Raw genomic sequence first — 24199 nt, 5'->3', positions numbered from 1 at the left:
GTTAAAAATATAAACAAAAAACGGGATAATAACTTTAAGTTATTATCCCGTTTTTTGTTTATGTAAGTTAAACTACATTAAATTTCCCTTAATGATATTTACGATTGAACTCACAATATATTGAATTCCGATAGAAATTACTATAAAGCCAACAATTCTAGAAATCGCAACAATTCCTGATGCACCTAAAATCCTTGCCAGATAATGTGCGCTTTTTAGAATAACAAAAATCACAACGGCTATTGCTAAAATCGCAAGACAAGAAAAAAGAATTTCTTCTATTTGATGGTGTTCTTGATAAAACGCAATTAATAATGAAATTGAGCCTGGACCCGCAAGCATTGGTATTGCTAATGGAGTTAATGCGATATCATTTCTTTGCTGTACTTCGTTTTCAATTTTTTTATTGATGCCTCGTTTTTTATTGAATTTGCCAGAAAGTAATGAAAATCCAGAGTTTACAATTACGATTCCGCCAGCAATTCGAAGAGCATCTATACTAATCCCGAAAAATGTAAGCACATATTGACCAATGAAATAAGAAACCAATAAAATAATACCAACATTTATGGCAGTCCATAAAGAAATTCTAGAACGTTCCTTTTGAGAATCATGTTGTGTTAATCCAACAAAAATTGGAACAGTACCAATTGGGTTTAATACTGAAAAAAGTGCCGCAAATAGGTAAATAAATAAATCCATACAATATTGGTTAGTGAGGTAAAAATAGTCAAATTTTAATATCTGGATACAAAATAATGGCATGATATTGTTTTTTAGAGTCAATATTCTAAATCAATAGAATAAATTAAACTCGTGCTTTTTGACTACTTTTGTCAAATATTCTAAGATAATGAAAAATAAAAAAACATTGTTGCTTGGTGCAACTACAAAACCTGACCGTTATGCTTTTAGAGCGATAAATGCATTAACTCAAAAAGGACATACAGTACTAGCAATTGGTCAAAATACAGGAGAAGTGGCTGGTGTAAAAATTCACACAAAAGCTGTTCCTGTTAAAAATATAGATACAGTAACTTTATATTTAAATCCTACACGTCAACGCGATTACTATAATTACATTGTAGAAGCACAGCCTAAAAGAGTGATTTTTAATCCTGGAACTGAAAATCCTGAACTTTATCAGTTATTAGAGCTAAATAATATTCAAGTTGAAGTTGCTTGTACCTTGGTTTTATTAGCGACAAATCAATATTAAATTTTAGGAGCTTTTTCCAGCTCTCCGCTATATCTTTTATGGCGAAGTTCGCCATAAAAGGATATCGCTTCTATCTGGGCCAGAAAGATACTGCGAGTGTTATTTGAATTTTTTTTAGTATGGAATTTAGCTTACTCTGATTACGCTGAACCATTAAAAGTATTACTTTTGTCCTCATGGAATTTTCATCAAAACTAATAGAAAAAGCAGTTAACGAAATGTCGCAATTACCAGGAATAGGCAAGCGTACAGCATTGCGTTTGGTTCTTCATTTGTTAAAACAGCCAAAAGAACAAACTGGTTTTTTGTCACAAGCGCTGTTAAATATGCGTGAAGATATTAAGTTTTGCGAAAACTGTCATAATATTTCAGATACAAAAGTGTGTGAGATTTGCGCAAACTCATTAAGAAATCACCAGACAATTTGTGTTGTCGAAGATATTCGAGATGTTATGGCAATTGAAAATACCGGTCAGTATAAAGGTATTTATCATGTATTGGGAGGTAAGATTTCTCCAATAGAAGGAGTTGGTCCAAGTCAGTTAAATATTTACAGTTTAGTCGAAAAAGTAAAAGCAGGAAAAGTAATTGAAATTATTTTTGCACTAAGCTCTACAATGGAAGGTGATACCACCAATTTTTACATTTATAAACAAATTGCGGAATCCAAAATTATAATTTCTACGATTGCAAGAGGAATATCAGTTGGTGATGAGTTAGAATATGCCGATGAAATTACACTTGGCAGAAGTATTTTGCACCGTGTTCCATTCGAAAAAACTTTCAAAAACAATTAAATAAGATCAATTGACATATAGATTTCCTGAAGATTAAAGGAAAAGCTATATTTGCGGTAAAATTTGACCAATGACAAAAAAAAGCTTTTATATACTTATACTAATTAGTGCATTATTTACCTCTTGCATTCCGATAAAAGATCTTGTTTATCTGCAAGATAAAAATTCTTCAAGTGAACAAAATAATATTGTCGCAGTAGAATCTAAGCCATATAGACTTCAAACTAATGATGTTTTAAGTGTTAGTATAAAAGCAATCGATCCAAAGCTGGTGTCTATTTTTAATACAACAGAAAGCACTGCTACTGGTAAAACTGAATCTTCATTATATTTTGATGGATTCACTGTGGATGATCATGGTAATATTAGAATGCCCATTTTAGGAGAAATTAATGTTATAGGTTATACTTTAGAAGAAGTTCGTGTTAAAATTGAGAAACAACTTCTCGAAGAACATTTTAAAAGTGAAGCTAGTCTTTTTGTAACAGTAAAATTAGCTGGATTTAGATATACAATAAATGGTGAAATAACATCCCCAGGCACAAAAACATTATTCAAAGAAAATCTTAATGTCATGGAAGCTATCGCAAATGCAGGCGATATAACTACAGTAGGAAATAGAAAGGCAGTTACAGTTATACGTCAAACTCCTACGGGAGTACAAATGAACGATATTGATCTTACCGATGTTAATGTAATGAAATCACCATATTATACTTTACAGCCAAATGATTACATATATGTTAAGCCTCTAAGACAGAAAACTTGGGGAACTGGGCAGACTGGGATACAATCTATAGGTACTATTATAACTTTACTGTCATTGGCAACAACTGTTTATTTGATAATCAAAAATTAAACTCTATTCAAAAGATGTTAGACATAAAAGATTTTTCCATTTTTGAGAATCATTCAAATTTTGATTTTAAGGGTTTTTTGCTGAAATTTTTAAGTTACTGGAAATGGTTTTTAGCAAGTTTGCTAGTAGCCTTTACTATTGCATATCAGGTAAATATTCGTAAAGAGAAAATTTATGGAATGCAGAATATGATTTCTATTAAGGAAGAAAGTAATCCTTTTTTTACATCTAATACAAGTTTGGTGTTTAATTGGGGAGGAATTTCAGACCAAGTTAATGGAATTTCTACAATACTGCAATCAAGATCTCACAACGAACTGGTTGTAGATAAATTGCAGTATTACATCGACTATTTAGAGCAAGGGAAATACAACATAATTGATTCTTATGGAGCAGTTCCCTTTTATATTGATATTGATAAAACAAAAGGACAAATTGCAGGGACTTTAATTAAGATTAAGTTTTTAAGTGAAAATGAATATCAAATTGAAATTCCATTTGAGAGTAATTCAGTTTCGTTAATAACTTATTCTAATAATACTTATAGTAACACTTCGGTACAACCTGTAACTTTTGCAAAAAAATATAAAGTTGGAGAACGCGTTTCTTTACCGTTTTTAAATTGGAAATTGCAAATTAATGATAATCCTGGTTTTTACAAAGGGAAAGAGTATTTTGTCCGATTTAATGATTTTGACGGAACTGTCGCCCGCTATCGAGGAATAAATGTTGATGGAGATAAAAGTTCAGGTTCATTGTTGACATTAAGTATGCAGGGAACTAATAAAGCCAGAATGGTTGAATACTTAAATTCGACAGTAAAAATGTTAATCAAGATTCAGCTAGATGGTAAAAACCAGTTTGCAACTAATACAATTAGATTTATTGATAGTACTCTTGTTGCTATGGAATCTCAATTAAAGCAGACAGGTAATGAATTGAAAACTTTTAGAAAAGATAAAAATATATTTGAGATTGAAGAAGGAGGAGCAAAAATCTCAGATAAAATTATGAATTTTGATGTTGAAAAGGATCAGGTTACTAGAAAAATCAGTTACTATAATTCTTTAAAAACATATTTAAATAATAGTGTTGATTATTCAAGACTTCCGGCACCTTCTGTGGCAGGAATTGAAGATCCAAACATTGTAGCAAGTGTTTCAAAACTTATTGCTTTGTCTACCCAAAGATCAGAAATGGCGTATGCAGTAAAAAGCGATAAGATTTTTAAGGATTTTGATAATCAAATGCAGGCCGTAAAAAGTGTTTTACTTGAAAATATAGCATCTGCAAAAGCCTCTTTGCTATATGATTTGTCATTAGTAAATGCCAAAATTGGTCAGGCGGAAAGCACAGTAAAAAGACTTCCGGAAGAGCAGCAGGAATTGTTGAAAATTAAAAGAAAATACGATTTAAGTGATAATGTTTATACTGAATTTCTTCAGAAGCGAAATGAAGCAGAAATTGTAAAAGCTTCTAATTTGTCTGATATTCATTTTATTGATCCGGCAAAGGATATTGGAGGAGGATTAATTGGTCCAAAAACTTCAGCAAACTATGTATTGGCTTTGTTCTTAGGAATATTAATTCCCTTAATGTTTGTTTTTGCGATTTTTTTCATAAACAGTTCAATACAAAATACAGAAGATATCAGTAAATTAACCGAAATACCAATAATAGGAGTAGTAGGATTTAATAAAAATTCAGTTAGTCTGGCTGTGTTTGATAAGCCTAAGTCGGCACTTTCAGAAGCGTTTAGAGGTATTCGTTCTTCATTACAGTTTTTATATAAAAGGCAGCAATTAAGCGGTTCTAAGACTTTGATGATCACTTCATCTATTAGTGGAGAGGGAAAAACATTTTGCTCTATAAACATTGCTACAGTTTTTGCTTTAAGTGAGAAAAAAACAGTAATTGTTGGTCTTGATTTGAGAAAACCTCGTTTGGCAGATGAATTTTGTTTGACTAATAATCAAATAGGTGTTGTGAATTATTTGATCAAACAAAATACTCTGGAAGAAATTACAAATTCAACCCAAATTGCCAATCTTGATGTAATATTATCAGGGCCTATACCGCCAAATCCATCAGAATTGATTTTGAGCGATGCCATGACAGAATTGATAGAGGAACTAAAGCAAAAGTATGATTATATTATTCTGGATACACCTCCAGTTGGGTTAGTTTCAGATTCGTTAGAGTTGGTTCAATACGCTGATGTTACGCTATATATAGTAAGGCAGAATTATACGAAGAAAGATATGATTACGTTGCTTAATAACAGAATCAAAAGAGGTGAATTAAGTAATGCAAGCATTGTTTTTAACGGTTTCGAAAATAAAGCAAAATATGGATCTACCTATGGGTATGGCTACGGTTATGGAGCTTATTCAAATGGATACCATGAAGAAGAAGAAAAAAGCAGTTTTTTGAAAATGATTTCTAAGTTATTTAGAAAAAAACAATGATAAACAAATGGAAACTACAATTCATAATACAATATTAATTACCGGAGGTGCGGGATTTATTGGTTCAAATTTATCGGAGTATTTTTTAAAATTAGGACATAAAGTAATTTGTTTAGATAACTTTTCTACAGGACATCGGCACAACCTACAGGATTTTATAGAAAACCCTAATTACAAATTAATTGAAGGGGACATTCGAAATCTTGAAGATTGTAAAACAGCTGTTCAAGGTGTTGATTATGTTTTGCATCAGGCAGCTTTGGGTTCTGTACCAAGATCTATAAATGATCCAATAACAACGAACGATGTAAATGTTTCTGGTTTTTTAAATATATTAGTCGCTTCTCGAGATGCAAAAGTAAAACGTTTTATTTATGCGGCGAGTTCATCTACCTACGGAGATTCTGAAGGGTTGCCAAAAGTAGAGGAAGTAATAGGGAAACCTTTATCTCCTTATGCCATTACAAAGTATGTAAATGAATTGTATGCTGAAATTTTTAGCAGAACATATGGGTTAGAAACAATAGGCTTAAGATATTTCAATGTTTTTGGAAGAAAACAAGATCCAGATGGGGCTTATGCGGCTGTAATTCCGAAATTTGTTAGACAGCTAATGAATCATGAAAGCCCGATAATTAACGGTGATGGCAATTATTCACGTGATTTTACTTATATAGATAATGTGATTCAGATGAATGACTTAGCAATAAGGACTCAAAATCAAACAGCAATTAATACGGTTTATAATACTGCTTTCGGAGATCGAAATACATTAAATGATTTAGTGAAATATTTAAAGCAATATTTATCAGAGTTTGATCCGAAAATTGCTGATGTAGAAGTCACTTATGGAGAAAACAGAGCAGGCGATATTCCTCATTCATTAGCAAGTATAGAAAAAGCAAAAACACTATTAGAATATAATCCAAAGTATTCTTTACAGGAGGGATTAAAACAGGCGGTAAGCTGGTATTGGAATAATTTGAAATAAAAATAAGATAATAAGATAGTAAATGGAAATTACAAAAATTTGCTGTATTGGTGCTGGTTATGTTGGAGGTCCAACAATGGCAGTAATTGCTCAAAAATGTCCCCATATTCAAGTTACGGTTGTAGACTTGAATGAACAAAGAATAAATGATTGGAATGACCCGAATACTGACAATATTCCTATTTATGAGCCGGGACTTTCAGAAATTGTAGCAGAAGCAAGAGGAAGAAATTTGTTTTTTTCAACAAACGTAGAAAAGGCAATTGATGAAGCTCAGGTTATTTTTATATCGGTAAATACACCAACCAAAACTTATGGTAAAGGAAAAGGGATGGCAGCTGATTTGAAATACATTGAGCTATGTGCCAGACAAATTGCGAAAGTTGCAAAACAGAATAAAATTGTTGTTGAAAAGTCAACTTTACCTGTTAGAACTGCCGAGGCAATTAAAAGTATATTAGATAATACTGGAAATGGTGTTCAGTTTCAGATTTTGTCAAATCCAGAGTTTTTAGCAGAAGGAACTGCAGTTGCAGATTTATTAAATCCAGATCGAATTTTAATTGGCGGAGATTCTACTCCAGATGGTGAAGTTGCAATTAATGCTTTAGTTGATGTTTATGCAAATTGGGTTTCCAAAGATAAAATATTAACTACGAATGTTTGGTCTTCGGAATTGTCAAAACTAACCGCAAATGCTTTTTTAGCACAACGTATATCTTCAATTAATGCAATGTCTGAATTATGTGAAAAAACAGGTGCAGATGTGAATGAAGTTGCAAGAGCAATTGGTATGGATAGCAGGATAGGGCCAAAATTCTTAAAAGCTTCTGTCGGTTTTGGAGGTTCATGTTTTCAAAAAGATATCTTAAACTTGGTTTATATTGCTAAATCGTACGGTTTAAATGAAGTTGCAGATTATTGGGAGCAGGTAATTATTATGAATGATCATCAAAAAAGAAGATTCTCAAATAAAATTGTTCAGACGTTATATAACACAGTAGCCGATAAAAAAATTACATTTCTAGGCTGGGCTTTTAAAAAAGATACAAACGATACAAGAGAGTCAGCTGCGATTTATGTAGCTGATGATTTAATTAATGAACAAGCCAAAATTTCTGTTTATGATCCGAAAGTTTCAAGAAAGAAGATGCTTGGCGATTTAGATTATTTAGAGACAAGAAATGCAGAACAAAATGCTAAGGCGGTAACAGTGTTTGAAAATGCTTATGAAGCTTGTAAAGATTCGCATGCAATAGCAGTATTAACAGAGTGGGATGAGTTTACCACTTACGATTGGCAGAAGATCTATGAGTCTATGCATAAGCCTGCTTTTGTTTTTGACGGAAGAAATATTTTGAATGCAAAAGAATTACAGTCTATTGGATTTGTATATAGCGCAATTGGTTCGTAATTGACCGATAAATTGAGGTGAAATTTTAAATATGGAAATGAAGATATTGCAGAGGCTGATAAAAGAATTTTATTTTCAAGATAAGCAAAAATTATGAATTGGTATGTAGTATATACAAAACCGAAATGGGAGAAAAAAGTAGCCGAAAAACTTACTCAAATAGGAATTGAGTGTTATTGTCCATTAATTACTCAGGTTAAGGAATGGTCTGACAGAAAGAAAAAAGTTGAAGTACCGCTTTTTAATTCCTATGTTTTTGTACAGTTACAAGATATAGATAGAAATTCTGTTTTTCAGATTGCAGGAGTTGTAAGGTATTTATTTTGGTTAGGAAAACCTGCAATTGTGCGTGATGAGGAAATAACTGTAATTAAAAATAGTTTAAATGCATCAAATATTGCAGATGTATCAGTAACGCAGATACAGGTTGGAGATAGAATTAAACTAGAAAAAGGAGTATTTAGTAATCAAAATGCAATAGTTCAGGAGGTCTCAAAAACACATTATATTTTAGTTCTTGAATCATTAGGCTGTGTTTTGAAAATAAAATATAAATAATTCCGTTTCTAAATAGGAAACATATTAAATATAAAGAGAGTTTAATCATTATTTAATGTTTTATGCTCTCTTTTTATTTGTAAATAAAATCTTTATTCACTGATTAAGAGTCTTTTGTTTTTTTTGGAAAAAATTAATACGATTTCTTTTTAGTTATACGGGAAACCGTATTGATTAAGTAATGTGAATATCTTATATTTGCCGAAAATGATTTTAGGGCATCTGAGGCAAAGGTTTGTGACTCAGAAGGGCGAAGCCGTGAGTTTTAGTGACTGAAATTTAAAAAAAGTAATGAAATTGGAACAAAACATAAAAATAGCTGTGATTGGTTTAGGTTATGTTGGTTTGCCTTTAGCAAGATTATTCGCTACAAAATATCCAGTTGTTGGATTTGATATAAATGAAACAAGGGTTGAAAGTTTAAATTCCGGAGTAGACACAACTTTAGAGATTGATTCTGAAACCTTAAAAAGTGTATTGGTTAATAATCAAAATGCTGGGATTGGATTATATTGTACAAATAAACTTGAAGATATTACAAATTGTAATTATTTCATCATAACAGTTCCAACTCCAGTTGATAAAAATAATCGTCCTGACCTAACACCGTTGTATAAGTCCAGCGAATCAGTTGGGAAAATACTTAAAAAGGGAGATATTGTGATTTATGAATCAACAGTTTACCCCGGCGTTACAGAAGAACAATGTGTTCCAGTTTTAGAAAAGGTTTCAGGTTTGAAGTTTAATGAAGATTTTTTTGCAGGATATTCACCAGAAAGAATAAATCCGGGAGACAAAGAACATACTGTAGAAAAAATTTTAAAAGTTACTTCGGGCTCAACACCTGAAATAGGTTTAAAAGTAGATGAATTATATAAATCTGTTATACTTGCAGGAACTCATTTAGCTCCGTCAATAAAAGTAGCCGAAGCCGCAAAAGTAATTGAGAACTCTCAACGTGATATAAATATCGCTTTTGTAAATGAATTAGCTAAGATTTTCAATTTAATGAATATCGATACACAGGAGGTTTTAACTGCTGCTGCTACAAAATGGAATTTTCTGCCATTTAAACCGGGTCTCGTTGGTGGACATTGTATAGGTGTAGATCCTTACTATTTGGCACAAAGAGCACAGGAATTTGGATATCATCCCGAAATAATTTTGGCAGGAAGACGTTTGAATGACAGTATGGGAGAGTATGTAGCCTCTCAGATTGTGAAATTAATGATTAAAAAAGGCGTTTCAGTGAATGGCGCTAATTTATTAATGCTTGGAATTACATTTAAAGAAAACTGTCCTGATGTTAGAAATACCAAAATAGTTGATGTAATAAAAGCATTAAAAGAATACGGAATAGTAGTTACAATTTATGATCCTTTAGCAAATGTTGAAGAGGTTAAAAAAGAGTACAAACTAGAAACTATTAATTCTTTACCAATAGAAAAATTTGATGCTATAGTTTTAGGAGTAGCACACAAAGAATTTTTGAAATTAAATTTTTCACAATTGCAAAAAGAAAATAGTTTGTTATATGATGTAAAAGGAGTTTTGGGAACAATTGCAGATAACAGACTGTAATTACTCTGACTTCTTTTTAAATTTAATACTTAATGGAAAATAACAATTCAATCATACATGTAATTTTAACTGGTGGAGTAGGAAGTAGGTTATGGCCGCTTTCTCGTAAAAGCCAGCCAAAGCAATATTTGGAGATATTTGAAAATAAATCTTTATTTGAGATGACTGTTGAAAGAAATAGTCATTTAGCTGATAAAGTTATGGTGGTAGGAAATGTAGATAATCATCATTTAAGTGGGAAAGTAATGGATAAAACCAAGACTGCTTATTTGAATATTGTAGAAGCCACGCCTAGAAATACTGCAGCTGCAATTGCATTTGCTGCTTTTGCATCTAATCCTGACGATGTTTTAATTATCACTCCTTCTGATCATATTATTGATAAAATGGATGATTATAATAATGCCATTCAGGAAGCTGTTTTAAAAGCAAAAGAAGGGTATATAGTAACATTTGGAATTATTCCAACGAAACCTGAAACAGGATACGGTTATATTGAGTCCAAAGGAGATAAAGTAATCTCATTCCGTGAAAAACCCAATGAAACTACTGCAAAAGAATTTATAGCAAGAGGCAACTTTTTGTGGAACAGTGGTATGTTCTGTTTCAAAGCAGGAGTTCTTTTAGAGGAATTAAAACAATTTCAGCCAGATGTTTATGAAAAATCTAAAGAAGTTTGGGAAGCCTCGAAAGAAGGATTCTTAGATTTTGATTTATCAATGCAAATCCCTTCAATTAGTATTGATTATGCTGTAATGGAACGAAGCAAAAAAATTAAAGTAGTTCCGGCTTCATTTTCTTGGTCGGATCTAGGCTCTTTTGAGTCTGTTTATGAATATTTAGTTTCTAAAGGGCATCCAATTGACGCAAATGGAAATATGGTTATAGGATGTGACAGTCATACTACTTTTTTAGGATTGAGAAATACCATATTTGTACATACACAAACTGCAAATTTAATTTTGCAAAAGGAAAATTCACAAGACGTAAAAGATGTGTACAGTGCATTAGAAAAACAAAATTCAGATTTATTAAATTAATCTAGGTTTAAGATGAAAAAAATTCTTATAACTGGCGGAGCTGGTTTTATTGGGTCTCATGTAGTAAGACGTTTCGTAAATAAATATCCGGAATATCAAATTTATAATTTAGATGCACTAACATACGCGGGAAATTTAGAAAATATAAAAGATATTGAAAATAAATCAAATTATACTTTTATAAAAGGAGACATTGTTGATGAAAATTTCATAGACAATCTTTTTTCAAAACATAATTTTGATGGAGTTTTACATTTAGCGGCTGAATCACATGTTGACCGTTCTATTGAAGATCCATTAGCATTTGTAAAGACCAATGTTATTGGAACCATGAACTTGCTAAATGCAGCAAAAAAACAATGGAAAGGGAATTTTGAAGGAAAGAGGTTTTATCATATTAGTACAGATGAAGTATATGGATCTTTAGGAGCTGAAGGGCTATTTACTGAAACTACCGCTTATGATCCAAATTCTCCATACTCTGCCTCCAAAGCGAGTTCTGATCATTTTGTTAGAGCTTATGGAGAAACTTATGGTCTGCCTTATGTTTTAACAAACTGTTCAAATAATTATGGTTCATATCATTTTCCAGAAAAGTTAATCCCTCTTTTTATAAATAATATTATAAACAATAAGCCACTGCCAGTCTATGGTGACGGAAATTATACACGTGATTGGTTATTTGTCGAAGATCATGCCATTGCTATAGATTTAGTTTTTCATGAAGGAAAAAATCATGAAACTTATAATATTGGAGGTTTTAATGAGTGGAAAAACATTGATTTGGTAAAACTTCTTTGCCAAATAATGGATCAAAAATTAGGAAGAGAATCAGGAACGTCTCAAAACTTGATTACGTATGTTAAAGATAGACCTGGTCACGATTTGCGATATGCAATTGATGCGTCAAAAATAAATAAAGAACTAGGATGGAAGCCCTCTGTTACTTTTGAAGAAGGTCTGGAAAAGACAATAAATTGGTATCTTAATAATGAAGATTGGTTAAAAAACGTAACATCGGGTTCTTATAAAGATTATTATGAAAAGCAATATTCATAACGGAAATAATATAAAATATTTAAACCTAAGTTTAAATTATAATTCAATATGAAAAAAATAACTTACGTTCTTGCTCTGTTTTTTGTTCTATTAATGTCTTTTAATGCAAATGCTCAGGATATTATAAAATCTAAAGACCTCAGTACTGTAAAAGTAGATTATTTGTCAGATGATGAAATCGCAAAAATCGTTTCTCAATTAAATAGTAATAAAGCGACTATTAATGATGTGGAATCTATGGCTTTATCAAAAGGAATGAGTCAGGTAGAATTTGATAAATTACGAACTCGTGTTACAGAATACGAAAGAAAGAACACTTCAGGAAAGGACAAAAATAAAGATAAAGATCAGGATAAATCAAAAAAAGCGGATAAGGATTCTGAGTTTGGAAGAAAACAAGAAAAAATTAAAAATGAAAAAATAAAAGATTCTCTGAACTCTTTGATTTTTGGTTCAGAGTTGTTTGATAATCCAACTTTAAATTTTGAACCAGATTTGAAATTAGCCACTCCTTTGAATTACGTTTTAGGACCTGGAGATGAATTACAAGTTAGCGTTTATGGAGTTCAGGAATTTAATGCTAGTATTCCTGTTAGTGTAGAGGGAAAAGTAACCATCGATTATGTTGGACAAATAGCTGTTTCTGGTTTGTCAATCGAGGCAGCAACTCAAAAGATAAAAGCAGCAATAGCAAAAGTGTATAGTACCGTTCGATCAGGTCAATCACAAGTTGCGGTTAGTTTAAGTCAAATTCGCACGATCAAAGTAACAATTGTTGGAGGTAAACAACCAGGCAATTATTCGATCTCTTCTTTGGCAACAGTTTATAATGCTTTGCATTTAGCAGGCGGTCCAGGAAAAAATGGAAGTTACAGAAATATAGAATTAATAAGAAATAATAAAGTTTATAAAAACATTGATATCTACAGGTTTCTAGTAAAAGGAGATCAATCCGATAATGTTGGTTTAAAAGAAAATGATGTAATTCGAATTCCAGCTTACAGTCAAAGAGTAACTGTGGAAGGCGAAGTAAAGCGCCCAGGGATTTTTGAAATGAAAGCAGGAGAGAAGTTCTCTGATTTATTAAATTATGCTTCTGGATTTAACGAATTCGCATATACAGCATCCGTAAATGTATTGCAAAAGACAGGAAAGGAATTTAAGGTACATGATATAAACGAAAGTGAATATAATACTTATCAGCCACAATCAGGAGATGTTTTTAGAATTACAAAAATTTTAAATCGATTTGAAAATCGTATTAAAATTGAAGGCGCAGTTTTTAGACCTGATTACTACTCTTATAATGAAGGAATGAGGATTTCGGATCTTGTTACCAGAGCAGAAGGTCTTAAGGAAGATGCATATACAAAAAGGGCAAGAGTTATTCGTCTAAAAACAGACTTAACTACCGAAATTGTAAATGTAGATTTAAGTGCAGCTATGTCTGGAGATTTAAATGCAGATATTGAGTTAAAAAGAGAAGACATCGTTACTGTTTATTCAATATTGGAATTTAGAGAAGAATATAAAATTACAATTGATGGAGAAGTAAAGAATCCTGGAGAGTATGAATATTTTGATAATTTAACCCTAAATGATTTAGTTGTTCAGGTTGGCGGATTAACCGGCTCAGCTTCAAAAAGAGTTGAAATAGCAAGAATGATTAAATCAGATGAAATTGACGATGCTGATCCAAAACGTATAGAATTAGTTGAGCTTGAAATTACAGCTGGCAATAATGAACAAATTAAAAACTTTGTTTTAAAACCATTTGATGTTATCAATATTCGTAGAATGGCAGTTTATGAAAAACCAGAAATGGTCAAAGTTAGCGGTGCCGTTACTTATCCAGGTAAGTACGTTTTAGCAAACAAAAAAGAAACAGTTTATAATATTGTAATGAGAGCGGGAGGACTTACTTCTATTGCTAATCTAGACGGTATGAAAATCAAGAGACCAATTAAGGAAGAACAGATTGAACAATTAGAAAATATAAATCTCAATCTGGAAAAAAAAGAAACATTAGATAAAAAAGAAGGAATTACAGAGGAGTCAAATTTTAAAAGTAAAGATACACTTAGTTCTAAGTTATCTAAAAAACTAAGAGACGAATTGAAATACTCTACAATTCCTGTTAATTGGGAAAAAATAGTTAAAGATAAAAATCATTACTCTAATGTCACTTTATTTCCAGGAGATGAAATTGAAGTTTCTATATATAATGAAGGGGTAAAGGTCACAGGTAATGTTTTGCTTACGTCCGAAATTCCTTATAGAAGTGGTAAAGGATTTAAATATTACATAAACTCTGTTGGTGGTGTAGATAGTAAAGGCTGGAAAAAGAAAGCCTACATTATATATCCTAATGGAAAAGCATCGGTTACTACGTCATTTCTTTTTTTTAGATCTTATCCAAAAGTAACTCCAGATTCTCAGATAGTTGTTCCAGAGAAACCAGAAACAAAGAAAATGAGTGCAGGAGAGTGGGCTGGTTTAGGTACTGCATTTGCTAGTCTGGCATTATTAATTGTTACTGCTTTTAAATAAATTTTTAATGAAAAATATGGCTACAGAAAGCGATGAAATTTTGCTTAAAGATGTATTAGAAAAAGTAAAGGAATATTTTAATTATTTTCTTAGTCAATGGAAAGTAATTTTAATTGTAGGAATAATTGGAGGTATGCTTGGTGTGGCGTACTCATTTAACAAAAAGCCTATTTATACCGCAACATTATCTTTTGTTTTAGAAGATGAAAATTCATCAGGAGGCCTAGGAGGTGCATTTAGTCTTGCAGGTTCTTTAGGTTTAGGTGTTAGCAGTAATGGAGGCGGGGTTTTTTCGGGATCAAACTTAACAGAGTTATTTAAATCTCGTAGTATGGTTGAGAAAACCTTATTGACACCGGTTAAGGTAGAAGGAAAGATAATTTCCTTAGCCGAGATGTATATTCATATTAATAAATGGCGTGATAGCTGGAATACACAATCTAAGTTTAAAAATGTTCAATTTCTGCCAAATAGTGATCGTAAAAGTTTTACTAGAGTTCAAGATAGTATTTTAGGACTAATTTATAATAATTTATCTAAGGGTACATTATCTGTCGAACAAAAAGACAAAAAAACTGCAATTACTTCCATTGAGGTCGCTTCGGGTGATGAATTGTTTTCTGCATATTTTTGTGAGGCACTTGCATCACAGGTGGGTAAGTTTTATGTTGAAACAAAAAGCAAGAAAGCCCGTATGAATATGGAGATTTTATATAGGCAGACAGACTCCATTAGAAGGGAATTGAACAATGCTATAAGCGGTGTTGCGATAGCAAATGATAATACATTTATGTTAAATCCTGCCCATAATGTTCAGCGGGCACCATCATCTCGTAGACAAGTAGATGTACAAACCAATACAGCAATTCTTGCTGAGCTTGTTAAACAGTCTGAACTTGCAAAAGTTAATCTTAGAAAAGAAACACCTTTGATTCAGATAATTGACAGACCGATTTTGCCGTTGCCAAAAGAGCGTTTTGGAAAAACCAAAGGGCTTGTGATTGGGGGTTTTTTAGCTGTATTTATGATCTTTATTTTTTTATTTTTTAAGAAACTGTTTTCTGGAGTTAACTTAAAGTAATTTTTACATATAATGAAACCATTAATTATAGATTTCCCAAAAATTCATGATCCTAGAGGTAATCTTACTTTTATGCAGTATCCAAATCAAGTACCTTTTGAAATTAAAAGAACATTTTGGACTTACGATGTTCCTGGCGGAGAAGTAAGAGGTGGACATGCCTATAAAACACAAAAAGAGATTATTATAGCGCTAAGTGGTAGTTTTGATGTAATTATTACTAATATAGATGGTTCACTTGAGAAATATTCCTTGAATAGAAGTTACTATGGCTTGTATTTGCCTGCAAAAACTTGGAGGCATATTGAAAATTTTTCTACAAATTCATTAGCTCTTCATGTTTCTAGTGAGTTTTTTTCTACGGAAGATTATATAAGAGATTTTGAAGAATTAAAAAAAGAGATTAATGACAAATAGAAAAACTGTTTTTGATTGTAGTCTTGTGTATCTCAAACAGCAGGGTGATAGAAATGGACATATTACATCAATAAATAATAACATTGAGATTCCTTTTACAATTCAGCGTATTTTTTATTTATATGATATACCAGGTGGTGAATCTAGAGGGGCTCATGCCCATAAAGAATGTCATCAGTTTTTAGTTGCTACAAGTGGTAGTTTTGAAGTTTTATTAGATGATGGAATAACAAAAAGACAAGTACTGCTTAATAGACCGGATCTTGGGCTTCATATACCACCAGGAATTTGGGCATCGGAGATAAACTTTTCTTCAGGATCTATTTGTTTAGTTCTTGCATCACATACTTATGCGGAAACAGATTATTTAAGGAACTATGAAGACTACATGAATTATATAAAATGAATAGTAAAATACATCAATTAGCAGATGTGCAATCTATTAGAATTGGAGATTGTACCTCTATTTGGCAGTTTACAGTAATTTTAGAAAAGGCTGTTATAGGAAGTAATTGTAATATAAATTGTAATTGCTTTATAGAAAATGATGTTTTAATCGGTGATAATGTCACTATTAAATCGGGAGTTCAGATTTGGGATGGTGTTAGGATTGAAGATAATGTCTTTATAGGTCCTAATGTAACATTTACCAACGACTTAATACCTCGGTCAAAAAGATATCCTAAAGAATTTAAACAAACAATGTTAAGAAAAGGTTGTTCTATAGGTGCGAATTCAACTATTATAGCTGGAATTGAAATAGGAGAACTAGCCTTTATTGGAGCAGGAAGTGTAATAACAAAATCTATCGATCCTTATACAGTTTGGTATGGTAATCCAGCAAAGCATAAAGGATATATAACTCAAGATTGTGTTTTGTTAGATATAAATTTAATAGATAAACTAACAGGAGAAGAGTATTATTTAGATGGATATAAACCAATTTTAAAATGATAAAATTTTTAGATCTTTATCAGATCAATCAAACCTATAAAAAAGATTTAGTTCAAACTTTTGAACGTGTTTTAGATTCTGGTTGGTACATTATGGGAGCCGAATTAAAAGAATTTGAAGAAAAGTTTGCAAATTATTGTAATACCAAGCATTGTATTGGAGTGGCTAATGGTTTAGACGCTTTAATTCTTATAATTAGAGCTTACAAAGAACTTCATATATTTAAAGATGGGGACGAAATTTTAGTTCCTTCTAATACATATATTGCTAGTATTTTAGCAATCTCTGCAAATAATTTAATCCCTGTATTAGTAGAACCAAATTTAGAAACTTATAATTTGGATCCTGAGAACATTGAAAAATTAATAACTGGAAAGACTGTAGCTATTTTGCCGGTTCATTTGTATGGTCAATTATGCGAAATGGATGCAATAATGGAAATTGCAAAAAAATTTAATCTAAAGGTTATTGAAGACTGTGCCCAATCACACGGTGCTATTAGCTATTCAGGAAAAAAGGCGGGTAATTTTGGGGATGCAGCTGGATTTAGTTTTTATCCAGGAAAGAACTTAGGAGCTTTGGGAGATGGTGGTGCAATTACAACTTCTGATGATAAGCTTGCTGAAACAATAAGAGCTTTATTAAATTATGGTTCTCATATAAAATATGAAAATAGATACAAAGGAATTAATAGTCGTTTAGATGAACTACAGGCAGCTTTTCTTTCAGTAAAGTTAGCAAAGCTTGATGAGGAGACTGAATATAAGAGAAAAATAGCGGAAAGATATCTAAAAGAGATCACTAATGAAAAAATAATATTACCATCCACTACTGAAAGGGATGCTCATGTTTGGCATCTTTTTGTAATAAGGACAGCAAATAGAGCAGATCTTCAAAATTATTTGTCTAAAAATGATATTCAAACTGTAATTCATTATCCTATTCCTCCTCACAAACAAGATGCATATAAAGAATGGAATACTTTAAATTTTCCAATTTCAGAAATTATTCATGCACAGGTTTTAAGTTTACCAATAAGCCCTGTTTTATCTGATGATGACGTTACTACTATCATTAATAAGATAAATTTGTATGGTGTTTAATAGGTTTAGAATATTACTTAGCACTTTTATTCGTCGGAGTAATTTTTTTTATTTGTTTTTACTTCCTAATTGTCGTGCTTTATTTTTAAATAAAATTACTTTTAAGAAAAGATTAGAAATACAACAACATACAGTTTGTACTGGTAAAGGGTATGTTGAAATTGGATATGATTGCTTGTTTGGTTATAAGATCGGAGGTTTTAACAGACGCGGAAGCATCGAAATTCAAGCTCGTTATGATAACTCAAGAATAAAAATCGGAGACAATGTTAAGACAAATAATAATATTTTTCTTTTAGCAGCAAACTATATTGAGATTGGTGATAATTCATTGATTGGGCAAAATGTTACTGTAATGGATCATGAAGCACATGGAATAGAGCCTCATAATAGAAATCAATTAGGAGAAATTGGTAAAGTTATAATTGGTTTAAATGTTTGGATTGGTAATAATGTTGTTATTTTAAAGAATTCCGAAATTGGTGATAATTCAATAGTTGCTACTGGAGCTGTTGTTTCGGGAAAATTCCCACCTAATGTTATTATAGGGGGTGTGCCTGCAAAAATTCTTAAAAGTATCTAATAAATTATATATGAATGTTTTTATAAAATCATTTAACAGACCATATTATTTAGACAGATGTATTCAAAGCATTTTGTTAAATGTAATTGATGATAATTTGTCTATCATAATATTAGATGATGGGACTCATCCTAAATACTTACAAAAAATAAAAGATAAGTATCCTAGCGTTAAGGTAAAACTATCCCCATTTTATGATGAAAAGGTAAACAAAATAGAAAAATTTATTTCTCAAGGACAAGTTATAAAGGAAATGGAGATCCCAACCCAATTCTGGTTGTCCAGTATTAACGAGAACAAGGATAAGTATTTTATATTGTTAGAAGACGATTTCTGGTTTACAGAGAAGATTTATATAGATGAAATTTACAATTTGTTAGAAACAAATAAATTGTGTATATTAAAACTATTCTGTTTTGGTAATCCAAGGTTGGTTTCTGGAAAACTTAAAGAGATATCTCAAAGCATAAATGAAATCAAACCCTCTCTTTTAATAAAAAATGAATTTTTATTTAAAAAATTTTTTGCTAGTAACCCATTTAAAATTTGGTCAATAATGCATAAATTGAGAATTAAAAATAAAAGCAAAATCAATTACTATACAATTTATAATGTTGCAGGCGCTATTTTTTCTAAAAAATATTATTCACACTTATGGAATAATTTTTCAGGAGTAGTAAACGAGGATGAACAGCTAATAAAAGCTTTAAACTTTTATAATACAGAAAAAGAGGCTAGGTACGGTGTTTTTAAAAAAGATGTTGTGACTACAAGTTTCAGTTCTTCCGCTACTAATATGTTCACAGGAATAGACTTTAATCCTTTTATTTATAACGATATTTTGAATGAGTCATGGTTTACTGATGAACTAAATCCAATGTCAGGCTATCCAAAGGATATATTAGAAGATGATATAATAAAAATACTTAATAAAAATACTGATAAATTGATTTCTGTAGATAATTGGCTTAGATGGGCTAATAGATTTAAAGACCAATATAAAGAGATAGGATTTCAAATTTAGATGAGTGAAAATCAAGAGTCTAAGGCAGTTTTAAAGTCTACAGGAACTGTTGGAGGAAGTCAAATTATAAACATTTTAATTTCCTTAGTTAAAACCAAAATTGTTGCCGTCATTCTAGGCGCCTCTGGTGTTGGAATTGTTGGTATATTGACTACCGCTAGTGATATGATTAAAAATATAGCGGGTTTAGGACTACCTTTTAGTGGGGTTAGAGATATTTCGATTGCAGACAGTAATCAAGATAATACTAGTTTATCAAAAACGGTAAAAATCTTTAACAGATGGGTTTTAATTTCTGCTTTTTTTGGAGCTTTAATAACAATTGTCTTTAGCTTACCTTTAAGTCAGTTTTTGTTTAACAACAATACTTATGCTATTGGATTTGTATTTTTATCAACTTCAATATTTTTTTTGACATTAAGTTCTGGGTTTACGTCTGTAATGCAGGGAAAAAGGTCAATTTCACTAATGGCTAAGGCATCAGTCGTTTCAAACATCATTAGCTCATTTTTCTCAGTTATATTATATATCTTATTGAAGGAGAAGGGGATTATTTCTTCTCTAGTGGTGGGGAGTCTTGTAAGCTTTTTAGTGACTTATTATTTTTATAGAGAGTTAGATATTCCTAAATACGGAAAGATTTCATTTAAAGAATCTTGGTTAAGCGCAAGAGGTATGATTAGAATTGGGATTTTTACCATACTTGTAAGTGCGTTTGACCAGTTAATGTCATTATTACTGAGAGGATTTATTTCTGATAAAGTAGGAGTTGAAGGGGTAGGTTTATTTACTGCCGCAAATACAATTGCTACAATGTATCTTTCGATTGTTTTAGGTGCTATGGCCGGAGATTACTATCCAAAACTGGCATCAATTCATGATGATAATAAGAAATTAAATCTCGCAGTAAATACACAATTATATATTGTTCTTCTTCTGGGATCACCTATAATAATTGGTATGGTTGGTTTTGCTGATATAGCTGTTAAAGTATTATATTCTTCAAAATTCATGGGTTCTGTGGCTATTTTAAAATGGCAGGTCATGGGGGATTTCTTCAAAATAATTGCTTGGGCATGCGGTTATGTATTTTTAGCCAAGGGATTAGGAAAACTATATGTTTTTTTTAGTATTTCTTATACCTTAATATACTTAGCTCTGATTTATTTAAGTTGGGATTTTTATGGTTTTTTTAGTGTCGGTTTGTCTTTTTTTATCTCTCAGTTTTTAGCAATGTTATTTACATATCTATATAGTTACTTGCGGTTTGGTATAAACATATCTATTAAAAATATTAAAGTTATATTTATAATGTTTGTTTTTTTAGCAGCGGCTTTTTCTTCTCATGAATATTTAACGGGTTTTTTTCGTTTAACACTCTCTGTTATTGCATTACTATTTTCTATTATCTATTCAGTATATAATTTAAGTTTAATTATGGATATGAAAATACTTCTTAACAGAATAATAAAAAGAAAATAAATGTCAGAAGAACCTCTTATATCAGTAGTTATCCTTTGTTATAACCAAGAAGCTACAATTGAACGTACAATTAAAAGTGTATTAGAGCAACAAACAAAATATAAATTTGAAATTATTATTGGTGAGGATGCATCTCCAAATGATAACACGAGGCTAATTTGTGAAAAATATGCTGAAGAATATCCTGATATCATCCACCTTATGGATAAACAGCCAAATAAAGGACTGCTTAAAAATTATACTGATTGTATACAAAAAAGCAGAGGCAGATATTTAGGAGTTTGTGCAGGTGATGATTGGTGGCACAATCCTCATAAAATCGAAATGCAGGTCGAGTTTTTAGAAAAAGAGAAAAGCTTTGGATTGGTTTTTACTGACTATAGAATAGTGAATGTCAGCTTAAATGATAATACTGAAATTTTTAGCAGTTCAAAAACAATTGTTGTTGATGAAAAAAAAATGTACCAAAATTTACTTAAAGGTAATTTTATTTCAGCGGGAACAGTGATTTTTAGGAAAGAAATTTTCTGTAAATATATTGATTTCGATAAATTTATAACTCTTGGTTTTCTAATGGAAGATTACCCAATGTGGTTAGAAATGATACAACATACGAAGTTTAAATATATGCCCGTAGAGACTATAACTTACACAGTTGCAGATGGGTCTATCAGTAATAATAAAAGTAACTACGAAAAGACTGAAAAATTTGAAAATGCCGTTTTGGATATAAAGAAATACTATATTAATAAATATCCAAGTGATGATATTGATATTAAAAAACTTAAAGAATTGCACCATAATTTTCTAGCAACTAATTTTATTAAAGACAGACATTTTGAAAGAGCAATTTATCATTCAAATTTCTTAATTGGAACTGGTTTCAAAGGTTTTGTTAAATTTTTCATATGTCATACACCCTTAATTAAGCTTTATTCAAGTTATCTTAATAAAAGTCAAAATGGATAGGAATATTAGATTTTTGACAATTTTTACTCCATGCGAAAATGTCCATCTTATTAAGGATATTGGTATGATTCCTTATGTTCTTTATAAAGAATTTAATTATGAATCTACAGTTGCAAGCTACAATAATGGTGATTATCCATATTTAGAAACAGATGTTAAAGGTTTAAAACAAGTTTTTATAAAACAAGTTTTTAAGAGCAACTTTCTAAATTTATTAAATTTTATTTTTTTTAACTTTAAAAAATTCGATGTTTTACAGGTTTACGATTTCTCTATAAAACAATTGTTTTTATTGTATATTTTTAAAGTTTTGAATTTTAGAAATCCGGAAGCCAGAGTTTATTTAAAAATGGATGTAAATGATTCAATTAGAAGTTGGAAATTTACTCGTGTTAAAGAATTTATATACAAAATCCTTCTAAAAAAAATTGATTTAGTTAGTTTAGAAAGTAAAAAACTTCATGAATTTGCGATAACACAAGATATATTTAAAAACGTGGTTAAATATATTCCAAACGGTTTTTACGATTATGGGGTAAGGAAAGATGTAGATTACGCCGATAAAGAAAATTTAATTATTACGGTTGGTCGTATAGGATCATTTGAAAAAAATAATGAAGTACTCCTTGAAGGATTCAAAGAGTTTTCAAAATTAAATGATAAGTGGAAACTGGAAATTATTGGTCCAATTGAGGAAAGCTTTAATACTTATATCGATGAGTTCATGAATAACAATCCTGATCTTACAGATAAAATTTCATTCACAGGTCCAATTTCTGATCGTAAAGCTTTAAATTATAAATATAAAAGAGCAAAGATTTTCGTTTTAACATCAATATCCGAAGGCTTTCCACTAGTTTTTCTCGAAGCTATTAAATCTGGATGTATGGTTGTTTCAACTGATCTAAATACAGCGTATGATGTTACAGATAATGCGAGATTGGGAGGTATTTTTCCAATTGGCAATCACATTGAACTTTCTAAAGTTCTAAATGAAAAAGTAAATGCTGAAGAAAAATTATTTCAGGACTGTGTTTCTATTCAGAATTTTGCATATGAAAATTTTTATTGGAAGAATATTTGTCATAATATAATCACATTCATGAATGTTAAAGTAATTAAGGAATTGTAAATGGATGTTTCAATCATTATAGTAAATTATAATACTAAAGAATTATTAGCAAACTGTATTGCATCAATTTACAGAAATACAAAAGAGGTTAATTTTGAAATTATTATTGTTGATAACGCATCAATAGATGGTTCACAGGAGTTTGTAAAAGAAAATTTTCCTGAAGTTTTACTTATAGAATCAAAGGAAAATTTAGGTTTTGGAAAGGCTAATAACTTAGGTGCAGAATTTGCTAAGGGAGAACATTTATTTCTTTTGAATTCAGATACTATCTTGTTAAATAATGCAATTTTCCATTTTTTAGATTTTTATAGAAAAAATTCTAACTTAAATATAGGATGTTTAGGAAGCATGTTAGTGGATGAAAAAGAAGATTTTATCCATTCAGCAGAGAAGTTCCCTTTTAAAAGAAAAATTATTTTCAATGTTATAAATAATTATCTATCGAAGTTATTTAGATTCCCATTTACAAAGTACATTCCAAAATTTGATAATAATTCCTATTTAGAAGTTGATTACATAACTGGAGCAGATTTGTTTTTGACAAAAGACTTGTTTTTTAAAGCAGGAAAATTTGATCCAATTTTTTTTATGTATTTTGAAGAGACGGATTTGCAGTTGCAAATACACAAATTAGAATTAAAACGCTATTTGATTAAAGATCCCAAAATAATACATCTAGAGGGAGCAAGCGTTGCCGAAGAAGATTTTTCAGCAAAGAAAAGAATTATGATCAACGATGGAATGTTTAAGTATTTCAGAAAAAATTCTTTTATCCTAAATTATTACATGTTTAGGTTTGTGTATCTAATTGTAAGGCTTCCTGTTTTAGTAGATAAGAGATTAACACTTAAAGAAAAATCCCAGTTTTTTATCTCATTGATTAGTTAAAATACGTTAACTAATACATTTTGTTTG

At 30.7% G+C, this 24199-nt stretch carries 23 protein-coding genes; 22 read left to right on the top strand and 1 reads right to left on the bottom strand.

Annotated elements, in window-relative coordinates:
• Positions 1-72 precede the first annotated feature (72 nt).
• A complete protein-coding gene (locus L1276_RS21640) occupies positions 73-702 on the bottom strand; it encodes a MarC family NAAT transporter (RefSeq protein ID WP_253791531.1) in 630 nt (209 codons plus the stop codon).
• A 151-nt stretch (positions 703-853) separates the two neighbouring features.
• Here L1276_RS21640 and L1276_RS21635 point away from each other — a divergent pair, with 151 nt between their 5' ends.
• The 22 genes from L1276_RS21635 to L1276_RS21530 all read left to right on the top strand — a co-directional run bounded on the left by L1276_RS21635 (position 854) and on the right by L1276_RS21530 (position 24172).
• A complete protein-coding gene (locus L1276_RS21635) occupies positions 854-1219 on the top strand; it encodes a CoA-binding protein (RefSeq protein ID WP_253791529.1) in 366 nt (121 codons plus the stop codon).
• Positions 1220-1395: 176 nt separating this feature from the next.
• Complete coding sequence (gene recR / locus L1276_RS21630) at positions 1396-2016, top strand: recombination mediator RecR (RefSeq protein ID WP_253791527.1); 621 nt, start codon at positions 1396-1398, stop codon at positions 2014-2016.
• Positions 2017-2086: 70 nt separating this feature from the next.
• Positions 2087-2875, top strand: coding sequence for a polysaccharide biosynthesis/export family protein (locus L1276_RS21625; RefSeq protein WP_253791525.1), 789 nt, complete (start codon positions 2087-2089; stop codon positions 2873-2875).
• A 14-nt stretch (positions 2876-2889) separates the two neighbouring features.
• On the top strand, positions 2890-5343 hold the full coding sequence (locus L1276_RS21620) for a polysaccharide biosynthesis tyrosine autokinase (protein WP_253791523.1): 2454 nt from the start codon (positions 2890-2892) through the stop codon (positions 5341-5343).
• A gap of 7 nt (positions 5344-5350) precedes the next feature.
• A complete protein-coding gene (locus L1276_RS21615; RefSeq protein WP_253791521.1) occupies positions 5351-6334 on the top strand; it encodes an SDR family oxidoreductase in 984 nt (327 codons plus the stop codon).
• A gap of 22 nt (positions 6335-6356) precedes the next feature.
• Positions 6357-7748 carry a UDP-glucose 6-dehydrogenase gene (locus L1276_RS21610; RefSeq protein ID WP_253791519.1) on the top strand — a complete coding sequence of 464 codons (1392 nt, stop codon included), beginning with the start codon at positions 6357-6359 and terminating at the stop codon, positions 7746-7748.
• A gap of 93 nt (positions 7749-7841) precedes the next feature.
• Complete coding sequence (locus L1276_RS21605) at positions 7842-8306, top strand: UpxY family transcription antiterminator (protein WP_253791518.1); 465 nt, start codon at positions 7842-7844, stop codon at positions 8304-8306.
• A 291-nt stretch (positions 8307-8597) separates the two neighbouring features.
• Entirely contained in the window at positions 8598-9887 is a 1290-nt protein-coding gene (locus tag L1276_RS21600) for a nucleotide sugar dehydrogenase (RefSeq protein ID WP_253791515.1), read from the top strand.
• A 32-nt stretch (positions 9888-9919) separates the two neighbouring features.
• Entirely contained in the window at positions 9920-10927 is a 1008-nt protein-coding gene (locus tag L1276_RS21595) for a mannose-1-phosphate guanylyltransferase (RefSeq protein ID WP_253791513.1), read from the top strand.
• Between the two features lie 12 nt (positions 10928-10939).
• Positions 10940-11986: a dTDP-glucose 4,6-dehydratase gene (gene rfbB, locus L1276_RS21590; protein ID WP_253791511.1), complete on the top strand. Its 1047-nt coding sequence runs from the start codon at positions 10940-10942 to the stop codon at positions 11984-11986.
• A gap of 48 nt (positions 11987-12034) precedes the next feature.
• The gene (locus L1276_RS21585; protein ID WP_253791509.1) at positions 12035-14536 is read left to right on the top strand and encodes an SLBB domain-containing protein; all 2502 of its coding nucleotides are present in this window, start codon (positions 12035-12037) and stop codon (positions 14534-14536) included.
• A gap of 7 nt (positions 14537-14543) precedes the next feature.
• On the top strand, positions 14544-15617 hold the full coding sequence (locus tag L1276_RS21580) for a Wzz/FepE/Etk N-terminal domain-containing protein (RefSeq protein ID WP_253791507.1): 1074 nt from the start codon (positions 14544-14546) through the stop codon (positions 15615-15617).
• A gap of 12 nt (positions 15618-15629) precedes the next feature.
• Complete coding sequence (locus L1276_RS21575) at positions 15630-16034, top strand: FdtA/QdtA family cupin domain-containing protein (RefSeq protein WP_253791505.1); 405 nt, start codon at positions 15630-15632, stop codon at positions 16032-16034.
• Complete coding sequence (locus L1276_RS21570; RefSeq protein WP_253791503.1) at positions 16024-16440, top strand: FdtA/QdtA family cupin domain-containing protein; 417 nt, start codon at positions 16024-16026, stop codon at positions 16438-16440. The genes L1276_RS21575 and L1276_RS21570 overlap by 11 nt, the downstream gene beginning before the upstream one ends.
• Complete coding sequence (locus L1276_RS21565; protein ID WP_253791502.1) at positions 16437-16988, top strand: acyltransferase; 552 nt, start codon at positions 16437-16439, stop codon at positions 16986-16988. The genes L1276_RS21570 and L1276_RS21565 overlap by 4 nt, the downstream gene beginning before the upstream one ends.
• Positions 16985-18091, top strand: a complete 1107-nt coding sequence (locus tag L1276_RS21560; RefSeq protein WP_253791501.1) for a DegT/DnrJ/EryC1/StrS aminotransferase family protein — start codon at positions 16985-16987, stop codon at positions 18089-18091. Before L1276_RS21565 ends, L1276_RS21560 begins: the two co-directional genes overlap by 4 nt.
• 52 nt (positions 18092-18143) lie before the next feature.
• Positions 18144-18674 (top strand): acyltransferase, encoded by a 531-nt coding sequence (locus tag L1276_RS21555; protein ID WP_253791500.1) that lies wholly within the window; start codon positions 18144-18146, stop codon positions 18672-18674.
• A gap of 10 nt (positions 18675-18684) precedes the next feature.
• Positions 18685-19698, top strand: coding sequence for a glycosyltransferase (locus L1276_RS21550; RefSeq protein WP_253791499.1), 1014 nt, complete (start codon positions 18685-18687; stop codon positions 19696-19698).
• Complete coding sequence (locus L1276_RS21545) at positions 19699-21180, top strand: oligosaccharide flippase family protein (RefSeq protein WP_253791498.1); 1482 nt, start codon at positions 19699-19701, stop codon at positions 21178-21180. It begins immediately after the preceding gene.
• Complete coding sequence (locus tag L1276_RS21540; RefSeq protein WP_253791485.1) at positions 21181-22149, top strand: glycosyltransferase family 2 protein; 969 nt, start codon at positions 21181-21183, stop codon at positions 22147-22149. It begins immediately after the preceding gene.
• Positions 22142-23281, top strand: coding sequence for a glycosyltransferase family 4 protein (locus L1276_RS21535; RefSeq protein ID WP_253791483.1), 1140 nt, complete (start codon positions 22142-22144; stop codon positions 23279-23281). Before L1276_RS21540 ends, L1276_RS21535 begins: the two co-directional genes overlap by 8 nt.
• Positions 23282-24172: a glycosyltransferase family 2 protein gene (locus L1276_RS21530; protein WP_253791481.1), complete on the top strand. Its 891-nt coding sequence runs from the start codon at positions 23282-23284 to the stop codon at positions 24170-24172.
• Positions 24173-24199: the final 27 nt, after the last annotated feature.

The organism is Flavobacterium sp. HSC-32F16, from assembly GCF_024171645.1.
Taxonomy (GTDB): domain Bacteria; phylum Bacteroidota; class Bacteroidia; order Flavobacteriales; family Flavobacteriaceae; genus Flavobacterium.
Note: the sequence above shows the minus strand (reverse complement) of the source record. Positions and strands in the feature narration are given on the sequence as shown.

What these genes read in the sequence shown, in the direction of transcription:
- L1276_RS21570 (WP_253791503.1), top strand. Translation starts at nt 16,024, where the DNA reads ATGACAAATAGAAAAACTGTTTTTGATTGTAGTCTTGTGTATCTCAAA.
- L1276_RS21585 (WP_253791509.1), top strand. Translation starts at nt 12,035, where the DNA reads ATGAAAAAAATAACTTACGTTCTTGCTCTGTTTTTTGTTCTATTAATG.
- L1276_RS21535 (WP_253791483.1), top strand. Translation starts at nt 22,142, where the DNA reads ATGGATAGGAATATTAGATTTTTGACAATTTTTACTCCATGCGAAAAT.
- L1276_RS21530 (WP_253791481.1), top strand. Translation starts at nt 23,282, where the DNA reads ATGGATGTTTCAATCATTATAGTAAATTATAATACTAAAGAATTATTA.
- L1276_RS21595 (WP_253791513.1), top strand. Translation starts at nt 9,920, where the DNA reads ATGGAAAATAACAATTCAATCATACATGTAATTTTAACTGGTGGAGTA.
- L1276_RS21565 (WP_253791502.1), top strand. Translation starts at nt 16,437, where the DNA reads ATGAATAGTAAAATACATCAATTAGCAGATGTGCAATCTATTAGAATT.
- L1276_RS21620 (WP_253791523.1), top strand. Translation starts at nt 2,890, where the DNA reads ATGTTAGACATAAAAGATTTTTCCATTTTTGAGAATCATTCAAATTTT.
- L1276_RS21625 (WP_253791525.1), top strand. Translation starts at nt 2,087, where the DNA reads ATGACAAAAAAAAGCTTTTATATACTTATACTAATTAGTGCATTATTT.
- L1276_RS21580 (WP_253791507.1), top strand. Translation starts at nt 14,544, where the DNA reads ATGAAAAATATGGCTACAGAAAGCGATGAAATTTTGCTTAAAGATGTA.
- L1276_RS21635 (WP_253791529.1), top strand. Translation starts at nt 854, where the DNA reads ATGAAAAATAAAAAAACATTGTTGCTTGGTGCAACTACAAAACCTGAC.
- L1276_RS21550 (WP_253791499.1), top strand. Translation starts at nt 18,685, where the DNA reads ATGAATGTTTTTATAAAATCATTTAACAGACCATATTATTTAGACAGA.
- L1276_RS21545 (WP_253791498.1), top strand. Translation starts at nt 19,699, where the DNA reads ATGAGTGAAAATCAAGAGTCTAAGGCAGTTTTAAAGTCTACAGGAACT.
- recR (WP_253791527.1), top strand. Translation starts at nt 1,396, where the DNA reads ATGGAATTTTCATCAAAACTAATAGAAAAAGCAGTTAACGAAATGTCG.
- L1276_RS21540 (WP_253791485.1), top strand. Translation starts at nt 21,181, where the DNA reads ATGTCAGAAGAACCTCTTATATCAGTAGTTATCCTTTGTTATAACCAA.
- L1276_RS21610 (WP_253791519.1), top strand. Translation starts at nt 6,357, where the DNA reads ATGGAAATTACAAAAATTTGCTGTATTGGTGCTGGTTATGTTGGAGGT.
- L1276_RS21640 (WP_253791531.1), bottom strand. Translation starts at nt 702, where the DNA reads ATGGATTTATTTATTTACCTATTTGCGGCACTTTTTTCAGTATTAAAC.
- L1276_RS21560 (WP_253791501.1), top strand. Translation starts at nt 16,985, where the DNA reads ATGATAAAATTTTTAGATCTTTATCAGATCAATCAAACCTATAAAAAA.
- rfbB (WP_253791511.1), top strand. Translation starts at nt 10,940, where the DNA reads ATGAAAAAAATTCTTATAACTGGCGGAGCTGGTTTTATTGGGTCTCAT.
- L1276_RS21615 (WP_253791521.1), top strand. Translation starts at nt 5,351, where the DNA reads ATGGAAACTACAATTCATAATACAATATTAATTACCGGAGGTGCGGGA.
- L1276_RS21575 (WP_253791505.1), top strand. Translation starts at nt 15,630, where the DNA reads ATGAAACCATTAATTATAGATTTCCCAAAAATTCATGATCCTAGAGGT.
- L1276_RS21605 (WP_253791518.1), top strand. Translation starts at nt 7,842, where the DNA reads ATGAATTGGTATGTAGTATATACAAAACCGAAATGGGAGAAAAAAGTA.
- L1276_RS21600 (WP_253791515.1), top strand. Translation starts at nt 8,598, where the DNA reads ATGAAATTGGAACAAAACATAAAAATAGCTGTGATTGGTTTAGGTTAT.